The sequence below is a fragment of the Streptomyces sp. UG1 genome, assembly GCF_049974585.1.
GTDB lineage: Bacteria > Actinomycetota > Actinomycetes > Streptomycetales > Streptomycetaceae > Streptomyces.
Genome location: NZ_JBNGGG010000005.1, coordinates 8,444 through 26,254, shown reverse-complemented (window position 1 = coordinate 26,254; position 17,811 = coordinate 8,444). Strand labels below are relative to the sequence as shown.

The window sequence follows — 17,811 nt, the reverse complement described above, 5'->3', positions numbered from 1 at the left end:
GCGCTCGACAGCTCCCCGCGCCTAGGCCCAGTCCTCCGGCTCAGGCTCGATGTCGGGCCAGTCGTCCTCCCCGTGATCGGCCGCGGGTGCCGCGCCGTCCGCCGCCCCGGCACCGGAGTCCCCGCGCATCGAGGCCAGCACCTCGAGCACCCCCTCGCCATACGTGGCCAGCTTCTTCTCGCCGACCCCGCTGACGCCCCCGAGCTCCCGCACGGAGGCGGGCCACACCGTCACGATCTCCCGCAATGTCGCGTCGTGGAAGATCACATACGCCGGAACGCCCTGCTCCCGGGCCTGCTCGGCACGCCAGGCCCGCAGTGCCTCGAAGGCCGGCGCCAGCTCCTGGGGCAGCTCGGCCGCCGCGGCCTTCGCCTTGCGCTCCCCGCGTCCGGAACCCGTGGACCCCGACCGCGAGGCTGCCGGCTTCTTCGGCTCCTTGCGCAGCGGCACCTCCCGCTCGCGCCGCAGCACCGTCCCGCTGGCCTCGGTCAGCACGAGCGTCCCGTACTCCCCCTCGACCGCGAGCAGCCCCTGCGCCAGCAACTGCCGGACGACGCCGCGCCATTCGCCCTCGTTCAGCTCCTCGCCGATGCCGAACACGGAGAGCTGGTCGTGGTCGAACTGGATCACCTTGGCGGTGCGCTTGCCCAGCAGGATGTCGACGATCTGCAGCGCGCCGAACTTCTGCCCGCGCTCGCGCTGCAGCCGCACCACCGTCGACAGCACCTTCTGCGCCGCGATCGTGCCGTCCCAGGTCTCCGGCGGCGTCAGGCAGGTGTCGCAGTTGCCGCAGCCCACCGGATCGGGGTCCTGGCCGAAGTAGGCGAGCAACTGACCGCGCCGGCACTGGGCCGTCTCGCACAGCGCCAGCATCGCGTCCAGGTGTGCGGCGGCCCGGCGCCGGAACGCCTCGTCGCCCTCGCCGGACTGGATCAGCTTGCGCTGCTGTATGACGTCGTTGAGGCCGTAGGCCATCCAGGCCGTGGAGGGCAGGCCGTCACGTCCCGCACGCCCCGTCTCCTGGTAGTAGCCCTCGACCGACTTGGGCAGGTCGAGGTGGGCGACGAACCGCACGTCCGGCTTGTCGATGCCCATCCCGAAGGCGATGGTCGCCACCACGACCAGGCCCTCCTCCCGCAGGAACCGGGACTGGTGCGCCGCGCGCGTGCCCGCGTCCAGGCCCGCGTGATAGGGCACCGCCTCGATGCCGTTGCGGGTCAGGAACTCGGCCGTGGCCTCCACCGACTTGCGGGACAGGCAGTACACGATGCCCGCGTCGCCCGCGTGCTCGTCCCGCAGGAAGCTCAAAAGCTGCTTCTTCGGGTCCGCCTTCGGCACGATCCGGTACTGGATGTTGGGCCGGTCGAAGCTCGCCACGAAGTGCCGGGCCGCCGGCATGTTCAGCCGCTGGGTGATCTCCTGGTGCGTCGCCCGCGTGGCCGTCGCCGTGAGCGCGATCCGCGGGACGTCCGGCCAGCGCTCGCCGAGCAGCGACAGGGCCAGATAGTCGGGGCGGAAGTCGTGGCCCCACTGGGACACGCAGTGCGCCTCGTCGATCGCGAACACCGCGATCTTGCCGCGCGACAGCAGATCCAGCGTGGAGTCGAGCCGCAGCCGCTCGGGGGCGAGGTAGAGCAGGTCGAGCTCGCCCGCGAGGAACTCCGCCTCCACCACCCGCCGCTCGTCGAAGTCCTGCGTGGAGTTCATGAACCCGGCGCGCACGCCCAGCGCCCGCAGCGCGTCCACCTGGTCCTGCATCAGCGCGATGAGCGGGGAGACGACCACTCCCGTACCTGGTCTGACCAGGGACGGAATCTGATAGCAGAGGGACTTGCCGCCGCCGGTCGGCATGAGCACGACGGCGTCGCCGCCCGCCACCACATGCTCGATGACCGCTTCCTGCTCCCCGCGGAAGGCCTCGTACCCGAAGACCCGATGCAGCGCGGCCAGCGCCTCACCACCGCCCGCCGGCGCCACCTCGGTCACCCTTGGCATCTCCCTGATCCCACCCGTCGCACCCATCGCATGTCCCCCGTACGTCGTCCCTCGACCACTGCCTCCACGATAGGGGGCAGGACCGACAGCGCCGGAGTTATCCACAGGCTCACGTCCCGTACAGGAGAACGGCCTGGCTTCTCTCCCCGAGAGAAGCCAGGCCGCCGCCGTGCCCGGGAGCGCCGCGTCAGCGCACGAACACCCCCGCCTGGCTCGCCAGGTCCAGGAAGTACTGCGGCGCCACACCCAGCACCAGAGTGACCGCCACACCGACCCCGATCGCCGTCATCGTCAGCGGCGACGGCACCGCGACCGTCGGCCCCTCCGGCTTCGGCTCGCTGAAGAACATCAGGACGATCACGCGGATGTAGAAGAACGCCGCGATCGCGGACGAGATCACACCGACCACGACCAGCGGTCCCGCGCCGCCCTCCGCCGCCGCCTTGAACACGGCGAACTTCCCGGCGAAGCCGGAGGTCAGCGGAATGCCGGCGAAGGCCAGCAGGAACACCGCGAACACCGCCGCGACCAGCGGCGAGCGGCGGCCCAGGCCGGCCCACTTGGACAGGTGCGTCGCCTCTCCGCCGGCGTCGCGCACCAGCGTCACCACCGCGAACGCCCCGATCGTCACGAACGAGTACGCGGCCAGGTAGAAGAGGACGGACGACACCCCGTCCGGCGTGGTCGCGATGACACCCGCGAGGATGAAACCGGCGTGCGCGATCGACGAGTACGCCAGCAGCCGCTTGATGTCGGTCTGGGTGATCGCGACGATCGCACCGCCCAGCATCGTGACGATCGCCACGCCCCACATGACCGGCCGCCAGTCCCAGCGCAGGCCGGGCAGCACCACGTACAGAACGCGCAGCAGCGCACCGAACGCGGCCACCTTCGTCGCCGCCGCCATGAACCCGGTCAGCGGCGTCGGCGCGCCCTGGTAGACGTCCGGCGTCCACATGTGGAACGGCACCGCGCCCACCTTGAACAGCAGACCCATGACGATCATCGCGGCGCCGATGAGCAGCAGCGCGTCGTTGCCCATCGTGTCCGCGAGCGCCGGCGTGACCTCCGGCACCGTGCCGTCGACGACCTGCGCGATCGTCGCGTAGGAGACGGAGCCCGCGTAGCCGTAGAGCAGCGCGATCCCGAACAGTGTGAACGCGGAGGCGAAGGCGCCGAGCAGGAAGTACTTGACCGCGGCCTCCTGCGACATGAGCCGCTTGCGGCGGGCCAGCGCGCACATCAGGTACAGCGGGAGCGAGAACACTTCCAGGGCGATGAACAGCGTCAGCAGGTCGTTGGCCGCCGGGAAGACCAGCATGCCCGCGACGGCGAACATCAGCAGCGGGAACACCTCGGTGGTGGTGAACCCGGCCTTGACCGCGGCCTTCTCGCTGTCGCTGCCCGGCACGGACGCGGCCTGCGCGGCGAAGGAGTCGACCCGGTTGCCGTGCGCCGCCGGGTCGAGCCGCCGCTCGGCGAAGGTGAACAGTCCGACCAGTCCGGCCAGCAGGATCGTGCCCTGGAGGAACAGGGCCGGTCCGTCGACGGCGATCGCGCCCATCGCCGCGATGCCCGACTTGGTCGTGGCGTATCCGTCGATCGACAGCGCCACGACCGCGGCGAAGGCCGCGACGAGCGCCACGGCGGCGACGAACACCTGCGCGTGGTAACGCGCCTTGCGCGGTAGCACCGCCTCGATCAGCACCCCGACGACCGCCGCGCCGACGACGATCAGGGTGGGCGAGAGCTGGGCATACTCGATCTTCGGCGAGTCGATCTTCGAGATCGGGTCGGCCGCGGTTGTCCACAGGCTGTGGACGGCTGTTGCGCTCACTTGGCCGCCTCCACCTCGGGCTGGGGATCCTTCTTCTGTACGTCGGACATGGTCTGCTTGACCGCCGGGTTGACGATGTCCGTGACGGGCTTCGGGTAGACACCCAGGAAGATCAGCAGTACGACCAGCGGGGCGACGACCACGAGTTCGCGCACCCTCAGGTCGGGCATCGCGGAGACCTCCGGCTTCACCGGGCCCGTCATCGTCCGCTGGTAGAGGACGAGGGTGTAGAGCGCGGCGAGCACGATGCCGAAGGTGGCGATGATGCCGACCACCGGGTAGCGCGTGAACGTGCCGACCAGGACCAGGAACTCACTAACGAAGGGCGCCAGGCCCGGCAGTGACAGGGTCGCAAGGCCGCCGATCAGGAAGGTGCCGGCGAGTACCGGGGCGACCTTCTGCACACCGCCGTAGTCGGCGATGAGCCGCGAGCCGCGCCGCGAGATCAGGAAGCCTGCCACCAGCATCAACGCGGCGGTGGAGATGCCGTGGTTGACCATGTAGAGCGTCGCGCCGGACTGGCCCTGGCTGGTCATCGCGAAGATGCCCATGATGATGAAGCCGAAGTGCGAGATCGACGCGTAGGCGATCAGGCGCTTCATGTCCCGCTGGCCGACCGCGAGCAACGCCCCGTAGACGATGCTGATCAACGCCAGGACGAGGATCGCGGGCGTCGCCCACTTGCTGGCCTCCGGGAACAACTGGAGGCAGAAGCGGAGCATCGCGAAGGTGCCCACCTTGTCGACGACCGCGGTGATGAGGACGGCGACCGGAGCGGTGGCCTCCTGCATCGCGTTGGGCAGCCAGGTGTGCAGCGGCCACAGCGGCGCCTTCACCGCGAAGGCGAAGAAGAAGCCGAGGAACAGCCAGCGCTCGGTGTTGGTCGCCATGTCGAGTGAGCCGTTGGCGCGGGCCTCGGCGATCTCAGTGAGCGAGAAGTTCCCGGCGACCACGTAGAGGCCGATCACCGCGGCCAGCATGATCAGACCGCCGACCAGGTTGTAGAGCAGGAACTTCACCGCGGCGTACGACCGTTGCGTCGACGCCACCTTCTCGCCGTGCTCGTGGGCACGGTCCCCGAAGCCGCCGATGAGGAAGTACATCGGGATGAGCATGGCTTCGAAGAAGATGTAGAAGAGGAAGACGTCGGTGGCCTCGAACGAGAGGATCACCATCGCCTCTACGGCCAGGATCAGGGCGAAGAAGCCCTGCGTCGGCCGCCAGCGCCTGCTTCCGGTCTCCAGCGGGTCGGCGTCGTGCCAGCCCGCGAGGACGATGAACGGAATGAGCAGCGCCGTCAGCGCGATCAGCGCGACCGCGATGCCGTCCACACCGAGTTCGTAGCGGACCCCGAAGTCCGCGATCCAGGCGTGGGATTCGGTGAGCTGGTAGCGCTCGCCGTCCGGGTCGAAGCGGACCAGGACGGTGATCGCGAGGGCGAGTGTGCCGAGCGAGACGAGCAGCGCCAGCCATTTGGCGACGGTGCGCTGCGCGGCCGGTACGGCGGCCGTGGCGATCGCCCCGATCGCCGGGAGCACCGCCGTGGCTGTCAGCAGAGGAAAGGACATCGGTATCAGACCGCCCTCATCAGCAGGGTCGCGGCGATGAGGATCGCCGCACCGCCGAACATCGAGACCGCGTACGACCGCGCGAAGCCGTTCTGGAGTCTGCGCATCCGTCCGGACAGGCCGCCCATCGAGGCCGCCGTGCCGTTGACGACGCCGTCGACCAGGGTGTGGTCGACGTACACCAGGGAGCGCGTGAGGTGCTCGCCGCCGCGTACGAGGACGACGTGGTTGAAGTCGTCCTGGAGCAGGTCGCGCCGGGCGGCCCGGGTGAGCAGCGACCCGCGCGGGGCGACGACCGGGACCGGGCGGCGGCCGTACTGGGCGTAGGCGATGGCGACGCCGATGACCATGCATGCGACGGTCGCGCCGGTGATGGCTCCCGCGCTGAGCGGCGCATGGCCGTGGTCGTGCCCGGTGATGGGCTCCAGCCAGTGGATGAAGCGGTCACCGATGCTGAAGAAGCCACCGGCGGCCACCGATCCGACGGCCAGCAGGATCATGGGGATCGTCATGACCCTGGGCGACTCGTGCGGGTGCGGCTCCGCGTGCTCGCCGCGCGTCTCGGCCGCGGGCTCCACGCTGGGCTCGGCCGGGGACGCGGTCGGGGCGTGGCGCCAGCGTTCCTCTCCGAAGAACGTCATCAGCATCACGCGCGTCATGTAGAACGCCGTGATCGCCGCGCCCAGCAGCGCGCAGCCGCCGAGGATCCAGCCCTCGGTGCCGCCCTTGGCGAACGCCGCCTCGATGATCTTGTCCTTGGAGAAGAAGCCGGACAGACCCGGGAAGCCGATGATCGCGAGGTAGCCGAGGCCGAAGGTGACGAAGGTGACCGGCATGTACTTGCGCAGGCCGCCGTACTTGCGCATGTCGACCTCGTCGTTCATGCCGTGCATGACGGAACCGGCGCCGAGGAAGAGCCCGGCCTTGAAGAAGCCGTGCGTCACCAGGTGCATGATCGCGAAGACGTAGCCGATGGGGCCGAGGCCCGCGGCGAGGATCATGTAGCCGATCTGCGACATGGTCGAGCCGGCCAGCGCCTTCTTGATGTCGTCCTTCGCGCAACCGACGATCGCACCGAACAGCAGCGTGACGGCGCCGACGATGGTGACGACCAGTTGTGCGTCGGGCGCGGCGTTGAAGATGACCCCGGAGCGGACGATCAGATAGACGCCCGCGGTCACCATGGTCGCGGCGTGGATGAGGGCCGAGACCGGGGTCGGGCCCTCCATCGCGTCCCCGAGCCAGGACTGCAGCGGCACCTGGGCGGACTTGCCGCACGCGGCGAGCAGCAGCATCAGGCCGATCGCGGTGAGCTTGCCCTCGGAGGTCTCACCGGTGGCCTCCAGCACCGGCCCGAACGCGAAGGTGCCGAACCACAGGAACATCAGCATGATCGCGATCGACAGGCCCATGTCGCCGACGCGGTTGACCAGGAAGGCCTTCTTCGCGGCGGTGGCGGCGCTGGGCTTGTGCTGCCAGAAGCCGATCAGCAGGTACGACGCGAGACCGACGCCCTCCCAGCCGACGTACAGCAGCAGGTAGTTGTCGGCGAGGACGAGCAGCAGCATCGCCGCGAGGAACAGGTTCAGATAGCCGAAGAAGCGGCGGCGCCGCTCGTCGTGCTCCATGTACCCGACCGAGTACAGGTGGATCAGCGAGCCCACGCCGGTGATCAGCAGCACGAACGTCATCGACAGCTGGTCCAGGCGGAAGGCGACGTCCGCCTGGAAGCCCTCGACCGGGACCCAGGTGAACAGGTGCTGGGTCAGCGTCCGGTCCTCGGCGCCCTTGCCGAGCAGGTCGGCGAAGAGGATCACGCCGAAGACGAAGGAGACGAACGACAGGAGCGTGCCGATCCACTGGCCGACGGCGTCCAGACGCCGGCCGCCGCACAGCAGGAGGGCCGCTCCGAGCAATGGCGCCGCGATCAGCAGCGCAATCAGGTTCTCCACGATTCTTCCGACCCCTTAGAGCTTCATCAGGCTGGCGTCGTCGACCGAGGCCGAGTGGCGGGAACGGAACAGCGACACGATGATCGCCAGCCCGACGACGACCTCCGCGGCGGCGACGACCATCGTGAAGAAGGCGATGATCTGGCCGTCGAGATTGCCGTGCATCCGGGAGAAGGCGACGAGCGCGAGGTTGCAGGCGTTGAGCATCAGCTCGATGCTCATGAACACGACGATCGCGTTACGCCTGATCAGCACGCCGGTGGCGCCGATCGTGAACAGCAGGGCGGCGAGGTAGAGGTAGTTGACCGGATTCACTTGGACGCCTCCTCGGGCCGCTTGAAGGTCGACGGCTCGATCGCGGTCCGCTCCAGCCGTTCCTCCGCGCGCTGCTCCAGCGCCCGCAGGTCGTTGAGCGCCTCGGCGGACACGTCGCGGATCTGGCCGCGTTCGCGCAGCGTCTTGCTGACCGTGAGGTCGGACGGGGTGCCGTCGGGCAGCAGCCCCGCGATGTCCACGGCGTTGTGCCGGGCGTACACGCCGGGCGCCGGCAGCGGCGGGATGTACTTGCCTTCGCGTACGCGCTCTTCGGCCAGCTCGCGCTGGGTCTTGGCGCGCTCGGTGCGCTCGCGGTGGGTGAGCAGCATCGCGCCGACGGTGGCCGTGATGAGCAGGGCGCCGGTGATCTCGAAGGCGAAGACGTACTTGGTGAAGATGAGGGCCGCGAGGCCCTCCACATTGCCGTTCGCGTTCGCCTGGGCGAGGCCGCCGAACTCCGTCAGGGAGGCGTTGCCGATGCCCGCGGTCAGCAGGATGCCGAAGCCGAGCCCACACAGAAGGGCCAGCCAGCGCTGGCCCTTGATGGTCTCCTTCAGGGAGTCCGCGGCCGTGACGCCGACCAGCATCACCACGAACAGGAACAGCATCATGATCGCGCCGGTGTAGACGATGATCTGCACGATGCCCAGGAAGTAGGCGCCGTTGGCGAGGTAGAACACCGCCAGAACGATCATGGTCCCGGCGAGGCACAGCGCGCTGTGCACGGCCTTCTTCATGAGCACGGTGCACAGGGCGCCGATGACGGCGACGGTGCCGAGGATCCAGAACTGGACGGCCTCGCCGGTCGAGGTGGAGTAGGCGGCGAGCTGCTCGGTCATGCGTCCACCTCCTCTTCCTCGGGCCTCTCACCCTTGGACACGGCGACCTGGCGCTCGGTCCCCGGAGCGGCCTCCGTCACCAGACCCCGGTAGTAGTCCTGCTCGTCGGTCCCCGGGTAGATCGCGTGCGGCGTGTCGACCATGCCGTCCTCGAGGCCCGCGAGCAGTTGCTCCTTGGTGTAGATGAGGTTGGCGCGGCTGGAGTCGGCGAGCTCGAACTCGTTGGTCATCGTCAGCGCGCGCGTGGGGCACGCCTCGATGCACAGGCCGCACAGGATGCAGCGGGCGTAGTTGATCTGGTACACGCGCCCGTACCGCTCGCCCGGCGAGTAGCGCTCCTCGTCGGTGTTGTCGGCGCCCTCCACATAGATGGCGTCGGCGGGGCAGGCCCAGGCGCACAGCTCGCAGCCGACGCACTTCTCCAGGCCGTCCGGATGGCGGTTGAGCTGGTGCCGTCCATGGAATCGCGGAGCGGTGGTCTTCTGCTGTTCCGGGTACTGCTCGGTCAGCCGCTTCTTGAACATGGCCTTGAAGGTCACGCCGAAGCCTGCGACGGGGTTCATGAAACCGGGCTTGGTCTCCTTGGGCTCCTCAGCCATCGGACGCCTCCTTTCCATCCAGAGATCCGTCACTCTGAGTATCGGGGCCGCCACTGACAATCAGCTCCGGCTCACGGCGCGAGCGGCGCCGCGGCACCGGCGGCAACTCCTGTCCCGGCAGCGGTGGTACGGGGAATCCGCCCGCCATGGCGTCGAAGGCGGCGGGTTTCTCGGCGGGCCGCGCGCTCTCCTTCGCCCGCTCGCGGAACATGTCGACGACGAACGAGAGCAGCAGCAGGCCAAGGACACCGCCGCCGACGTAGATGGCGATGTCGGCGAAGTCGTAGCCCTCGTTCCTGAAGGCACGCACCGTGGCGACGAGCATCAGCCAGGCCACGGCGACCGGGATGAGGACCTTCCAGCCGAGCTTCATCAACTGGTCGTAGCGGACCCGCGGGAGGGTGCCGCGCAGCCAGACGAAGAAGAAGATCAGCATCTGGAGCTTGACGACGAACCAGAGCATCGGCCACCAGCCGTGGTTCGCGCCCTCCCAGAAGGTGCTGATGGGCCACGGGGCCCGCCAGCCGCCGAGGAACAGCGTCACCGCGATCATCGACACGGTCACCATGTGGATGTACTCGGTGAGCATGAACATCGCGAACTTGATGGAGCTGTACTCGGTGTTGAAGCCGCCGACGAGGTCGCCCTCGGACTCCGGCATGTCGAACGGCGCCCGGCTGGACTCACCGATCATCGTCACCATGTAGATCAGGAACGACACCGGCAGCAGCGCGATGTACCAGCGGTCTTCCTGGGCTCCGACGATCGCCGAGCTCGACATCGAACCGGAGTACAGGAACACCGACGCGAAGGCCGCGCCCATGGCGATCTCGTACGAGATGATCTGGGCGCACGAGCGGATGCCGCCGAGCAGCGGGTACGTCGATCCGGAGGACCAGCCGCCCAGGACGAAGCCGTACACGCCCAGGGAGCCGATGGCCAGGATGTAGAGCATCGCCACCGGCAGGTCGGTGAGCTGCATCGTGGTGCGCTGGCCGAAGATCGAGATCTCGTTGCCGGCCGGCCCGAAGGGGATCACCGCGATCGCCATGAAGGCCGGGATGGCCGCGACGATCGGCGCGAGGACGTAGACCACCTTGTCCGCGCGTTTGACGACGACATCTTCCTTGAGCATCAGCTTCACGCCGTCGGCGAGCGACTGGAGCATGCCCCAGGGGCCGTGCCGGTTGGGGCCGACGCGGCGCTGCATCCAGCCGACGACCTTGCGCTCCATGACGATGGAGATCAACACCGTCAGCATCAGGAAGGCGAAACAGAACACCGCCTTGATGACGACCAGCCACCAGGGGTCGCGGCCGAACATCGAGAGGTCTTCAGCGGCGAGGAAAGGGCTCATGCCTCCACCTCCTCGGGGGCCTCGGACGCCAGGGTCGCCGGGCCGATGCGGACGAGTGAGCCGGGCAGCGCCCCGGTGTCGGAGGCGACACCACCGCCCACGGAGTTCAGCGGGAGCCACACCACCCGGTCGGGCATCTCCGTGATCTGCAGCGGGAGTTCGACGGCCCCGGAGGGACCGGTCACGGCGAGGGTGTCGCCGTCCTTCACGCCGGCCTCGGCGGCCGTCGCGGCCGACAAGCGCGCGTGGGCGGCGTGCCGGGTCCCGGCGAGCGCTTCGTCGCCCTCCTGCAGGAGGCCGTGGTCGAGCAGCAGCCGGTGCCCGGCCAGAACGGCCTCACCAGCGGCGGGCCGCGGCAACTGGCCGGCGGTCGCCAGGGGTTCGGTGGCCCGCGGGCCGTCCCAGGGGCCGAGCCGGTCGATCTCCGCGCGCGTGGTGCGCAGATCCGGCAGGCCCAGGTGTACGTCCATGGCGTCGGCCAGCATCTGCAGTGCGCGCGCGTCGGTCGGGGCGAGGCGCCGGGTCATCTGGTCGGGCTTGAGCGCGGCCTCGAAGAAGCGCACCCGGCCCTCCCAGTTGAGGAAGGTGCCGGCCTTCTCGGCGACCGCGGCGACCGGCAGCACGACATCGGCGAGCTCGGTCACCTCGCCGGGCCGCAGCTCCAGCGACACCACGAATCCGACCTCGGCGAGCGCCTCACGCGCGCGTGCCGGGTCGGGCAGGTCGGCGACCTCGACGCCCGAGACGAGCAGGGCCTGGAGTTCGCCGGTCGCGGCGGCCTCCACGATCTGGCCGGTGTCGCGGCCGTAGCGCAGGGGGAGTTCGGCGAGCCCCCAGGCGGCGGCGACCTCTTCACGCGCGCGTGGGTCGGTCGCGGGACGTCCGCCCGGCAGCAGCGACGGCAGCGCGCCCGCCTCGACGGCACCGCGCTCCCCGGCCCGGCGCGGCACCCACACCAGCTCGGCGCCGATCGCGGTCGCGGCCCGTACGGCGGCGGTGAGCCCGCCCGCCACGGCGGCCAGCCGCTCGCCGACGACGATCACCGCGCCCTCGGCCCGCAGCGCCTCGGCGGCCTTGGCGCCCGCCTCGTCCAGGCCGACGCCGCTCGCGAGGGCGTCCAGCCACTCGGTCTCGGTGCCGGGAGCGGCGGGCAGCAGCGTGCCGCCCGCCTTCTGAAGGCCGCGCGTCGCGTGGGTGGCGAGGGAGAAGACCTTCTGGCCGTGCCTGCGCCATGCCTTGCGCAGCCGCAGGAAGATGCCGGGTGCTTCCTCCTCGGCCTCGAACCCGGCCAGCAGAACCGCCGGAGCCTTCTCCAGGGAGGTGTACGTGGCGCCCGTACCGTCCAGGTCCCGGCCGTGACCGGCGACCCGTGCGGCGAGGAAGTCGGCCTCCTCGCTGCTGTGCACGCGCGCGCGGAAGTCGATGTCGTTGGTGTCGAGCGCCACGCGCGCGAACTTGCTGTACGCGTAGGCGTCCTCGACGGTGAGCCGGCCGCCGGTCAGCACGCCGGTCCGGCCGCGTGAGGCGAGCAGCCCCTGCGCGGCGATCTGCAGCGCCTCCGGCCAGGAGGCCGCTTCGAGCTCGCCCTCGGCGTTGCGCACCAGCGGTGTCTGAAGCCGGTCGCGCTGCTGGGCGTAGCGGAAGGCGAAGCGGCCCTTGTCGCAGATCCACTCCTCGTTGACCTCGGGGTCGTCGGCCGCGAGGCGGCGCATGACCTTGCCGCGCCGGTGGTCGGTGCGCGTGGCGCAGCCACCGGAGCAGTGCTCGCACACCGACGGCGAGGAGATCAGGTCGAAGGGGCGGGAGCGGAACCGGTACGCCGCCGAGGTGAGCGCGCCGACCGGGCAGATCTGGATGGTGTTGCCGGAGAAGTACGACTCGAAGGGGTCTCCCTCGCCGGTACCGACCTGCTGCAGCGCGCCCCGTTCCAGCAGCTCGATCATCGGGTCGCCCGCGATCTGGTTGGAGAACCGGGTGCAGCGGGCGCACAGCACGCACCGCTCACGGTCGAGCAGCACCTGCGTGGAGATCGGCACGGGCTTCTCGAAGGTCCGCTTCTTTCCCTCGAAGCGGGACTCGGAGTGGCCGTGCGACATGGCCTGGTTCTGCAGCGGGCACTCGCCGCCCTTGTCGCAGACCGGGCAGTCCAGCGGGTGGTTGATGAGCAGGAGCTCCATCACACCCTTCTGGGCCTTCTCGGCGACCGGCGAGGTGAGGTGGGTCTTGACGACCATGCCGTCCGTGCACGTGATCGTGCAGGACGCCATCGGCTTGCGCTGGCCCTCCACCTCGACGATGCACTGGCGGCAGGCCCCGGCTGGGTCGAGGGCCGGGTGGTCGCAGAAGCGGGGGATCTCGATGCCGAGCTGCTCGGCGGCCCGGATGACCAGGGTGCCCTTGGGCACGCTGATCTCCACGCCGTCGATCGTCAGCGTCACGAGATCTTCCGGCGGGACCGCCGCCTCTCCCCCTCCCGAGGGAGCATTGGTGGTCACGGTCATGCGTTCACCTCCGTGCGGTGATCGGCCCAGGCCGTCGACTTGGCCGGGTCGAAGGGGCAGCCACGGCCCGTGATGTGCTGCTCGTACTCCTCGCGGAAGTACTTCAGCGAGGAGAAGATCGGCGAGGCGGCGCCGTCGCCGAGGGCGCAGAAGGACTTGCCGTTGATGTTGTCGGCGATGTCGTTCAGCTTGTCGAGGTCACTCATCACGCCCTTGCCGGCCTCGATGTCGCGCAGCAACTGCACGAGCCAGTACGTGCCTTCGCGGCAGGGTGTGCACTTGCCGCAGGACTCGTGGGCGTAGAACTCGGTCCAGCGGGTGACGGCGCGCACGACGCAGGTCGTCTCGTCGAAGCACTGGAGCGCTTTGGTGCCGAGCATGGAACCGGCGGCGCCCACCGCTTCGTAGTCGAGGGGGACGTCGAGGTGTTCGTCGGTGAACATCGGCGTCGAGGAGCCGCCCGGCGTCCAGAACTTCAGTCGGTGGCCGGGGCGCATGCCGCCGCTCATCTCCAGGAGCTGGCGGAGTGTGACGCCGAGCGGCGCCTCGTACTGGCCGGGGCTGGCGACATGGCCGCTGAGCGAGTAGAGCGTGAAGCCCGGGGACTTCTCGCTGCCCATCGACCGGAACCATTCTTTGCCCCGCTGCAGAATCGCGGGAACCGACGCGATCGACTCGACGTTGTTCACAACAGTCGGGCAGGCGTAGAGACCTGCCACCGCAGGGAAGGGGGGACGCAGCCGCGGTTGGCCACGGCGGCCTTCGAGCGAGTCGAGCAGTGCGGTTTCCTCACCGCAGATGTACGCGCCGGCACCCGCGTGCACGGTGAGTTCCAGGTTGAGGCCGCTGCCCAGGATGTTCTCGCCGAGGTAGCCGGCCTCGTAGGCCTCACGCACGGCCTCGTGCAACCGCCGCAGAACCGGGACGACTTCACCACGCAGATAGATGAAGGCATGCGAAGACCTGATGGCATAACACGCGATGACAATGCCCTCGATGAGGCTATGCGGGTTCGCGAAGAGGAGCGGAATGTCCTTGCACGTTCCGGGCTCCGATTCGTCGGCGTTGACAACTAGATAGTGCGGTTTTCCATCACCTTGGGGAATGAACTGCCATTTCATTCCCGTCGGGAATCCCGCGCCACCGCGCCCGCGCAGACCGGAGTCCTTGACGTACGCGATCAGGTCGTCCGGCGACATCGCGAGTGCCTTGCGCAGGCCCTCGTATCCTTCGTGCCTTCGGTAGACGTCCAGCGTCCAGGACCTGTCCTCGTCCCAGAAGGCCGACAGCACGGGTGCGAGCAGCTTCTCGGGGCTGTTTTCCTTCAGCTCTGGTGCCAATGTCATCACTCCCCCTCCTCGGCGACAGGCCCTGCCGGGTGGGCGGGGTCGGACGCGGACGATTCCTGCGGCGCGTCGTGCGAGCTGAGGTGTTCAGCCGGCGACGGTTCGTGCACTGCCCTCTCCCGCGGCTCCTCGTGCGGGCCGCCCTCCCGCGGATGGACCACGCGCGCGGGTGCGGTCTCTCCCCTGGCCAGGCGGAGGCCCATCAGCGACGCCGGTCCCGCACTGCCGCTCTCCTCGACGGCCCCGGGCCGCTCGTCGGGGAAGCCGGCCAGGATCCGCGCGGTCTCCTTGAAGGTGCACAGCCGGGCCCCGCGCGTCGGCTCGACGGTCCTGCCCTCGCGCAGGTCGTCGACGAGCTTCTTGGCGCTCGCGGGGGTCTGGTTGTCGAAGAACTCCCAGTTGACCATCACGACCGGCGCGTAGTCGCAGGCCGCGTTGCACTCGATGTGCTCCAGGGTGACCTTGCCGTCACCCGTGGTCTCGCCGTTGCCGACGCCCAGGTGCTCCTGGAGCTCCTCGAAGATCGCGTCGCCGCCCATCACCGCGCACAGGGTGTTGGTGCAGACGCCGACCTGGTAGTCACCGCCCGGCTTGCGCCGGTACATGGTGTAGAAGGTGGCGACCGCGGTGACCTCGGCCGTGGTCAGTCCCAGTACGTCCGCGCAGAACTGCATCCCGGTGCGCGTGACATGGCCCTCCTCCGACTGCACCAGGTGCAGCAACGGCAGGAGGGCGGACCGGGAGTCCGGGTAGCGGGCGACGATCTCGCGCGCGTCGGACTCCAGCCGGGCTCGGACGTCGTCCGGGTAGCCGGGCGCGGGCAGTTGGGGCATGCCCAGGCTGACGCCCCGCTCGGAAGAAGAGGTGGTCACCGGTCGACGCCTCCCATCACGGGGTCGATGGACGCCACGGCGACGATCACGTCGGCGACCTGGCCGCCCTCGCACATCGCCGCCATGGCCTGCATGTTGGTGAAGGACGGGTCGCGGAAGTGGACCCGGTAGGGGCGGGTGCCGCCGTCGGAGACGACGTGCACCCCGAGTTCGCCCTTGGGCGACTCGACGGCCGCGTACGCCTGTCCCGGCGGGACCCGAAAGCCCTCGGTGACCAGCTTGAAGTGGTGGATCAGGGCCTCCATGGAGGTGCCCATGATCTTCTTGATGTGGTCGAGGGAGTTGCCGAGCCCGTCGGGACCCAGGGCGAGCTGGGCGGGCCAGGCGATCTTCTTGTCGGCGACCATGACCGGGCCGGGCTGCAGCCGGTCCAGGCACTGCTCGACGATCCCGAGCGACTGGCGCATCTCCTCCAGGCGGATCAGGAAGCGCCCGTAGGAGTCGCAGGTGTCGGCGGTCGGGATCTCGAAGTCGTAGGTCTCGTAGCCGCAGTACGGCTGTGTCTTGCGCAGGTCGTGCGGCAGGCCGGTGGAGCGCAGGATCGGGCCGGTGGCGCCGAGGGCCATGCAGCCGGCCAGGTCGAGGTAGCCGATGTCCTGCATGCGGGCCTTGAAGATGGGGTTCCCGGTGGCGAGCTTGTCGTACTCCGGGAGGTTCTTCCTCATCTTCTTGACGAACTCGCGGATCTGGTCCACCGCGCCGGGCGGCAGGTCCTGGGCGAGTCCGCCGGGCCGGATGTACGCGTGGTTCATGCGCAGGCCCGTGATGAGCTCGTAGATGTCGAGAATCATTTCACGATCACGGAATCCGTAGATCATGATCGTGGTGGCGCCGAGTTCCATGCCGCCGGTGGCGATGGCCACCAGGTGGGAGGAGAGCCGGTTCAGCTCCATCAGGAGCACCCGGATGATCGTGGCGCGGTCGGGGATCTGGTCCTCGATGCCGAGGAGCTTCTCGACGGCGAGACAGTAGGCGGTCTCGTTGAAGAAGGACGTCAGGTAATCCATGCGCGTCACGAACGTGGTGCCCTGCGTCCAGGTCCGGTACTCGAGGTTCTTCTCGATGCCGGTGTGGAGATAGCCGATGCCGCAGCGGGCCTCGGTGACGGTCTCGCCCTCGATCTCCAGGATCAGGCGCAGCACTCCGTGGGTGGAGGGGTGCTGGGGGCCCATGTTGACGACGATGCGCTCGTCGTCGGCGCGGGCCGCGGACTCGACGACCTCGTCCCAGTCGCCACCGGTGACCGTATATACGGTGCCCTCGGTGGTCTCACGGGCGGATGCTGACTGCGTGCTCACGAGTACGACCTCCGCTGGTCCGGAGCCGGGATCTGGGCGCCCTTGTACTCGACGGGGATGCCGCCGAGGGGGTAGTCCTTGCGCTGCGGGTGGCCCTGCCAGTCGTCCGGCATCATGATCCGCGTCAGGGCGGGGTGACCGTCGAAGACGATGCCGAAGAAGTCGTACGTCTCGCGCTCGTGCCAGTCGTTGGTCGGATACACGGAGACGAGCGACGGGATGTGCGGGTCGCTGTCGGGGGCGCTGACCTCGAGGCGGATCAGCCGGTTGTGGGTGATCGAGCGCAGGTGGTAGACGGCGTGCAGCTCGCGGCCCTTGTCGCTGGGGTAGTGGACGCCGCTGACGCCGGTGCACAGTTCGAAGCGCAGGGCCGGGTCGTCGCGCAGGGTGCGGGCGACGCGGAGCAGGTGCTCGCGTTCGATGTGGAAGGTGATCTCGTCCCGGTCGACGACCGTCTTCTCGATGGCGTTGTCGGGCAGGAGGCCCTGTTCCTCCAGGGCGCCCTCGAGTTCGTCGGCGACCTCGTCGAACCAGCCTCCGTAGGGGCGGCTCGCCGGTCCCGGCAGCCGGACCGAGCGGACCAGGCCGCCGTAGCCGGAGGTGTCGCCGCCGTTGTTGGCGCCGAACATGCCGCGCTGGACGCGGATCTCCTCGCCGCCCTGGCCGCGCTGGCCGGGGAGGTTGGAGGCGGAGAGGTCCTTCTCGGGGTTGACCCCGTTGGAGCCGTTCGCCCCGTTGGTGCCGTTCGCGTCGCTCACCGCAGCAGCCCCTTCATCTCGATCGTGGGCAGGGCCTTGAGCGCCGCTTCCTCCGCCTCGCGGGCCGCCTCCTCGGCGTTCACGCCGAGCTTGGAGGACTGGATCTTCTGGTGCAGCTTGAGGATGGCGTCCATCAGCATCTCGGGCCGTGGCGGGCAGCCCGGGAGATAGATGTCGACCGGGACGACGTGGTCGACGCCCTGAACGATCGCGTAGTTGTTGAACATGCCGCCCGAGGAGGCGCAGACCCCCATGGAGATCACCCACTTCGGGTTCGGCATCTGGTCGTAGACCTGCCGGAGCACCGGCGCCATCTTCTGGCTGACCCGGCCGGCGACGATCATCAGATCGGCCTGGCGCGGGGATCCGCGGAAGACCTCCATGCCGAAGCGCGCCAGGTCGTAGCGGCCGGCGCCGGTGGTCATCATCTCGATGGCGCAGCAGGCGAGGCCGAAGGTGGCCGGGAAGACAGACGCCTTGCGCACCCAGCCCGCGGCCTGCTCGACGGTGGTCAGCAGGAATCCGCTCGGCAGCTTTTCTTCGAGTCCCATGT

Annotated in this window: 14 protein-coding genes; all 14 read right to left on the bottom strand. The window is 69.2% G+C overall.

Annotation, left to right across the window (positions count from 1 at the left end; genetic code table 11):
* Window positions 1–21: 21 nt before the first annotated feature.
* The 14 genes from recQ to ACP4J3_RS06965 all read right to left on the bottom strand — a co-directional run bounded on the left by recQ (window position 22) and on the right by ACP4J3_RS06965 (window position 17,809).
* Window positions 22–2,022, bottom strand: a complete 2,001-nt coding sequence (gene recQ / locus ACP4J3_RS07030) for a DNA helicase RecQ (protein ID WP_426531542.1) — start codon at window positions 2,020–2,022, stop codon at window positions 22–24.
* Between the two features lie 160 nt (window positions 2,023–2,182).
* Window positions 2,183–3,832, bottom strand: coding sequence for an NADH-quinone oxidoreductase subunit NuoN (gene nuoN / locus ACP4J3_RS07025; RefSeq protein ID WP_426531540.1), 1,650 nt, complete (start codon window positions 3,830–3,832; stop codon window positions 2,183–2,185).
* Entirely contained in the window at window positions 3,829–5,400 is a 1,572-nt protein-coding gene (locus tag ACP4J3_RS07020; protein WP_426531538.1) for an NADH-quinone oxidoreductase subunit M, read from the bottom strand. The genes nuoN and ACP4J3_RS07020 overlap by 4 nt, the downstream gene beginning before the upstream one ends.
* 5 nt (window positions 5,401–5,405) lie before the next feature.
* The gene (nuoL, locus tag ACP4J3_RS07015) at window positions 5,406–7,352 is read right to left on the bottom strand and encodes an NADH-quinone oxidoreductase subunit L (protein ID WP_426531536.1); all 1,947 of its coding nucleotides are present in this window, start codon (window positions 7,350–7,352) and stop codon (window positions 5,406–5,408) included.
* Window positions 7,353–7,367: 15 nt separating this feature from the next.
* Entirely contained in the window at window positions 7,368–7,667 is a 300-nt protein-coding gene (gene nuoK / locus ACP4J3_RS07010; RefSeq protein WP_426531534.1) for an NADH-quinone oxidoreductase subunit NuoK, read from the bottom strand.
* Window positions 7,664–8,506 (bottom strand): NADH-quinone oxidoreductase subunit J, encoded by an 843-nt coding sequence (locus ACP4J3_RS07005; RefSeq protein ID WP_426531532.1) that lies wholly within the window; start codon window positions 8,504–8,506, stop codon window positions 7,664–7,666. The genes nuoK and ACP4J3_RS07005 overlap by 4 nt, the downstream gene beginning before the upstream one ends.
* On the bottom strand, window positions 8,503–9,105 hold the full coding sequence (gene nuoI / locus ACP4J3_RS07000; protein WP_426531530.1) for an NADH-quinone oxidoreductase subunit NuoI: 603 nt from the start codon (window positions 9,103–9,105) through the stop codon (window positions 8,503–8,505). The genes ACP4J3_RS07005 and nuoI overlap by 4 nt, the downstream gene beginning before the upstream one ends.
* Window positions 9,098–10,462, bottom strand: a complete 1,365-nt coding sequence (gene nuoH / locus ACP4J3_RS06995) for an NADH-quinone oxidoreductase subunit NuoH (protein ID WP_426531528.1) — start codon at window positions 10,460–10,462, stop codon at window positions 9,098–9,100. The genes nuoI and nuoH overlap by 8 nt, the downstream gene beginning before the upstream one ends.
* On the bottom strand, window positions 10,459–12,963 hold the full coding sequence (locus tag ACP4J3_RS06990; protein WP_426531526.1) for an NADH-quinone oxidoreductase subunit G: 2,505 nt from the start codon (window positions 12,961–12,963) through the stop codon (window positions 10,459–10,461). Before ACP4J3_RS06990 ends, nuoH begins: the two co-directional genes overlap by 4 nt.
* Window positions 12,960–14,309 (bottom strand): NADH-quinone oxidoreductase subunit NuoF, encoded by a 1,350-nt coding sequence (gene nuoF / locus ACP4J3_RS06985; RefSeq protein WP_426531524.1) that lies wholly within the window; start codon window positions 14,307–14,309, stop codon window positions 12,960–12,962. Before nuoF ends, ACP4J3_RS06990 begins: the two co-directional genes overlap by 4 nt.
* Window positions 14,309–15,181, bottom strand: coding sequence for an NADH-quinone oxidoreductase subunit NuoE (gene nuoE / locus ACP4J3_RS06980; RefSeq protein ID WP_426531522.1), 873 nt, complete (start codon window positions 15,179–15,181; stop codon window positions 14,309–14,311). The genes nuoF and nuoE overlap by 1 nt, the downstream gene beginning before the upstream one ends.
* On the bottom strand, window positions 15,178–16,500 hold the full coding sequence (locus ACP4J3_RS06975; RefSeq protein ID WP_426531520.1) for an NADH-quinone oxidoreductase subunit D: 1,323 nt from the start codon (window positions 16,498–16,500) through the stop codon (window positions 15,178–15,180). The genes nuoE and ACP4J3_RS06975 overlap by 4 nt, the downstream gene beginning before the upstream one ends.
* Entirely contained in the window at window positions 16,497–17,258 is a 762-nt protein-coding gene (locus ACP4J3_RS06970; RefSeq protein WP_426531518.1) for an NADH-quinone oxidoreductase subunit C, read from the bottom strand. Before ACP4J3_RS06970 ends, ACP4J3_RS06975 begins: the two co-directional genes overlap by 4 nt.
* Complete coding sequence (locus tag ACP4J3_RS06965) at window positions 17,255–17,809, bottom strand: NuoB/complex I 20 kDa subunit family protein (RefSeq protein ID WP_030174336.1); 555 nt, start codon at window positions 17,807–17,809, stop codon at window positions 17,255–17,257. The genes ACP4J3_RS06970 and ACP4J3_RS06965 overlap by 4 nt, the downstream gene beginning before the upstream one ends.
* Window positions 17,810–17,811 lie beyond the last annotated feature (2 nt).

Excerpts from the sequence above, each read along its gene's own strand:
- nuoH (WP_426531528.1), bottom strand. The coding sequence starts at position 10,462 with ATGAGCCCTTTCCTCGCCGCTGAAGACCTCTCGATGTTCGGCCGCGAC.
- ACP4J3_RS07020 (WP_426531538.1), bottom strand. The coding sequence starts at position 5,400 with ATGTCCTTTCCTCTGCTGACAGCCACGGCGGTGCTCCCGGCGATCGGG.
- nuoF (WP_426531524.1), bottom strand. The coding sequence starts at position 14,309 with ATGACATTGGCACCAGAGCTGAAGGAAAACAGCCCCGAGAAGCTGCTC.
- recQ (WP_426531542.1), bottom strand. The coding sequence starts at position 2,022 with ATGGGTGCGACGGGTGGGATCAGGGAGATGCCAAGGGTGACCGAGGTG.
- ACP4J3_RS07005 (WP_426531532.1), bottom strand. The coding sequence starts at position 8,506 with ATGACCGAGCAGCTCGCCGCCTACTCCACCTCGACCGGCGAGGCCGTC.
- ACP4J3_RS06965 (WP_030174336.1), bottom strand. The coding sequence starts at position 17,809 with ATGGGACTCGAAGAAAAGCTGCCGAGCGGATTCCTGCTGACCACCGTC.
- nuoI (WP_426531530.1), bottom strand. The coding sequence starts at position 9,105 with ATGGCTGAGGAGCCCAAGGAGACCAAGCCCGGTTTCATGAACCCCGTC.
- ACP4J3_RS06990 (WP_426531526.1), bottom strand. The coding sequence starts at position 12,963 with ATGACCGTGACCACCAATGCTCCCTCGGGAGGGGGAGAGGCGGCGGTC.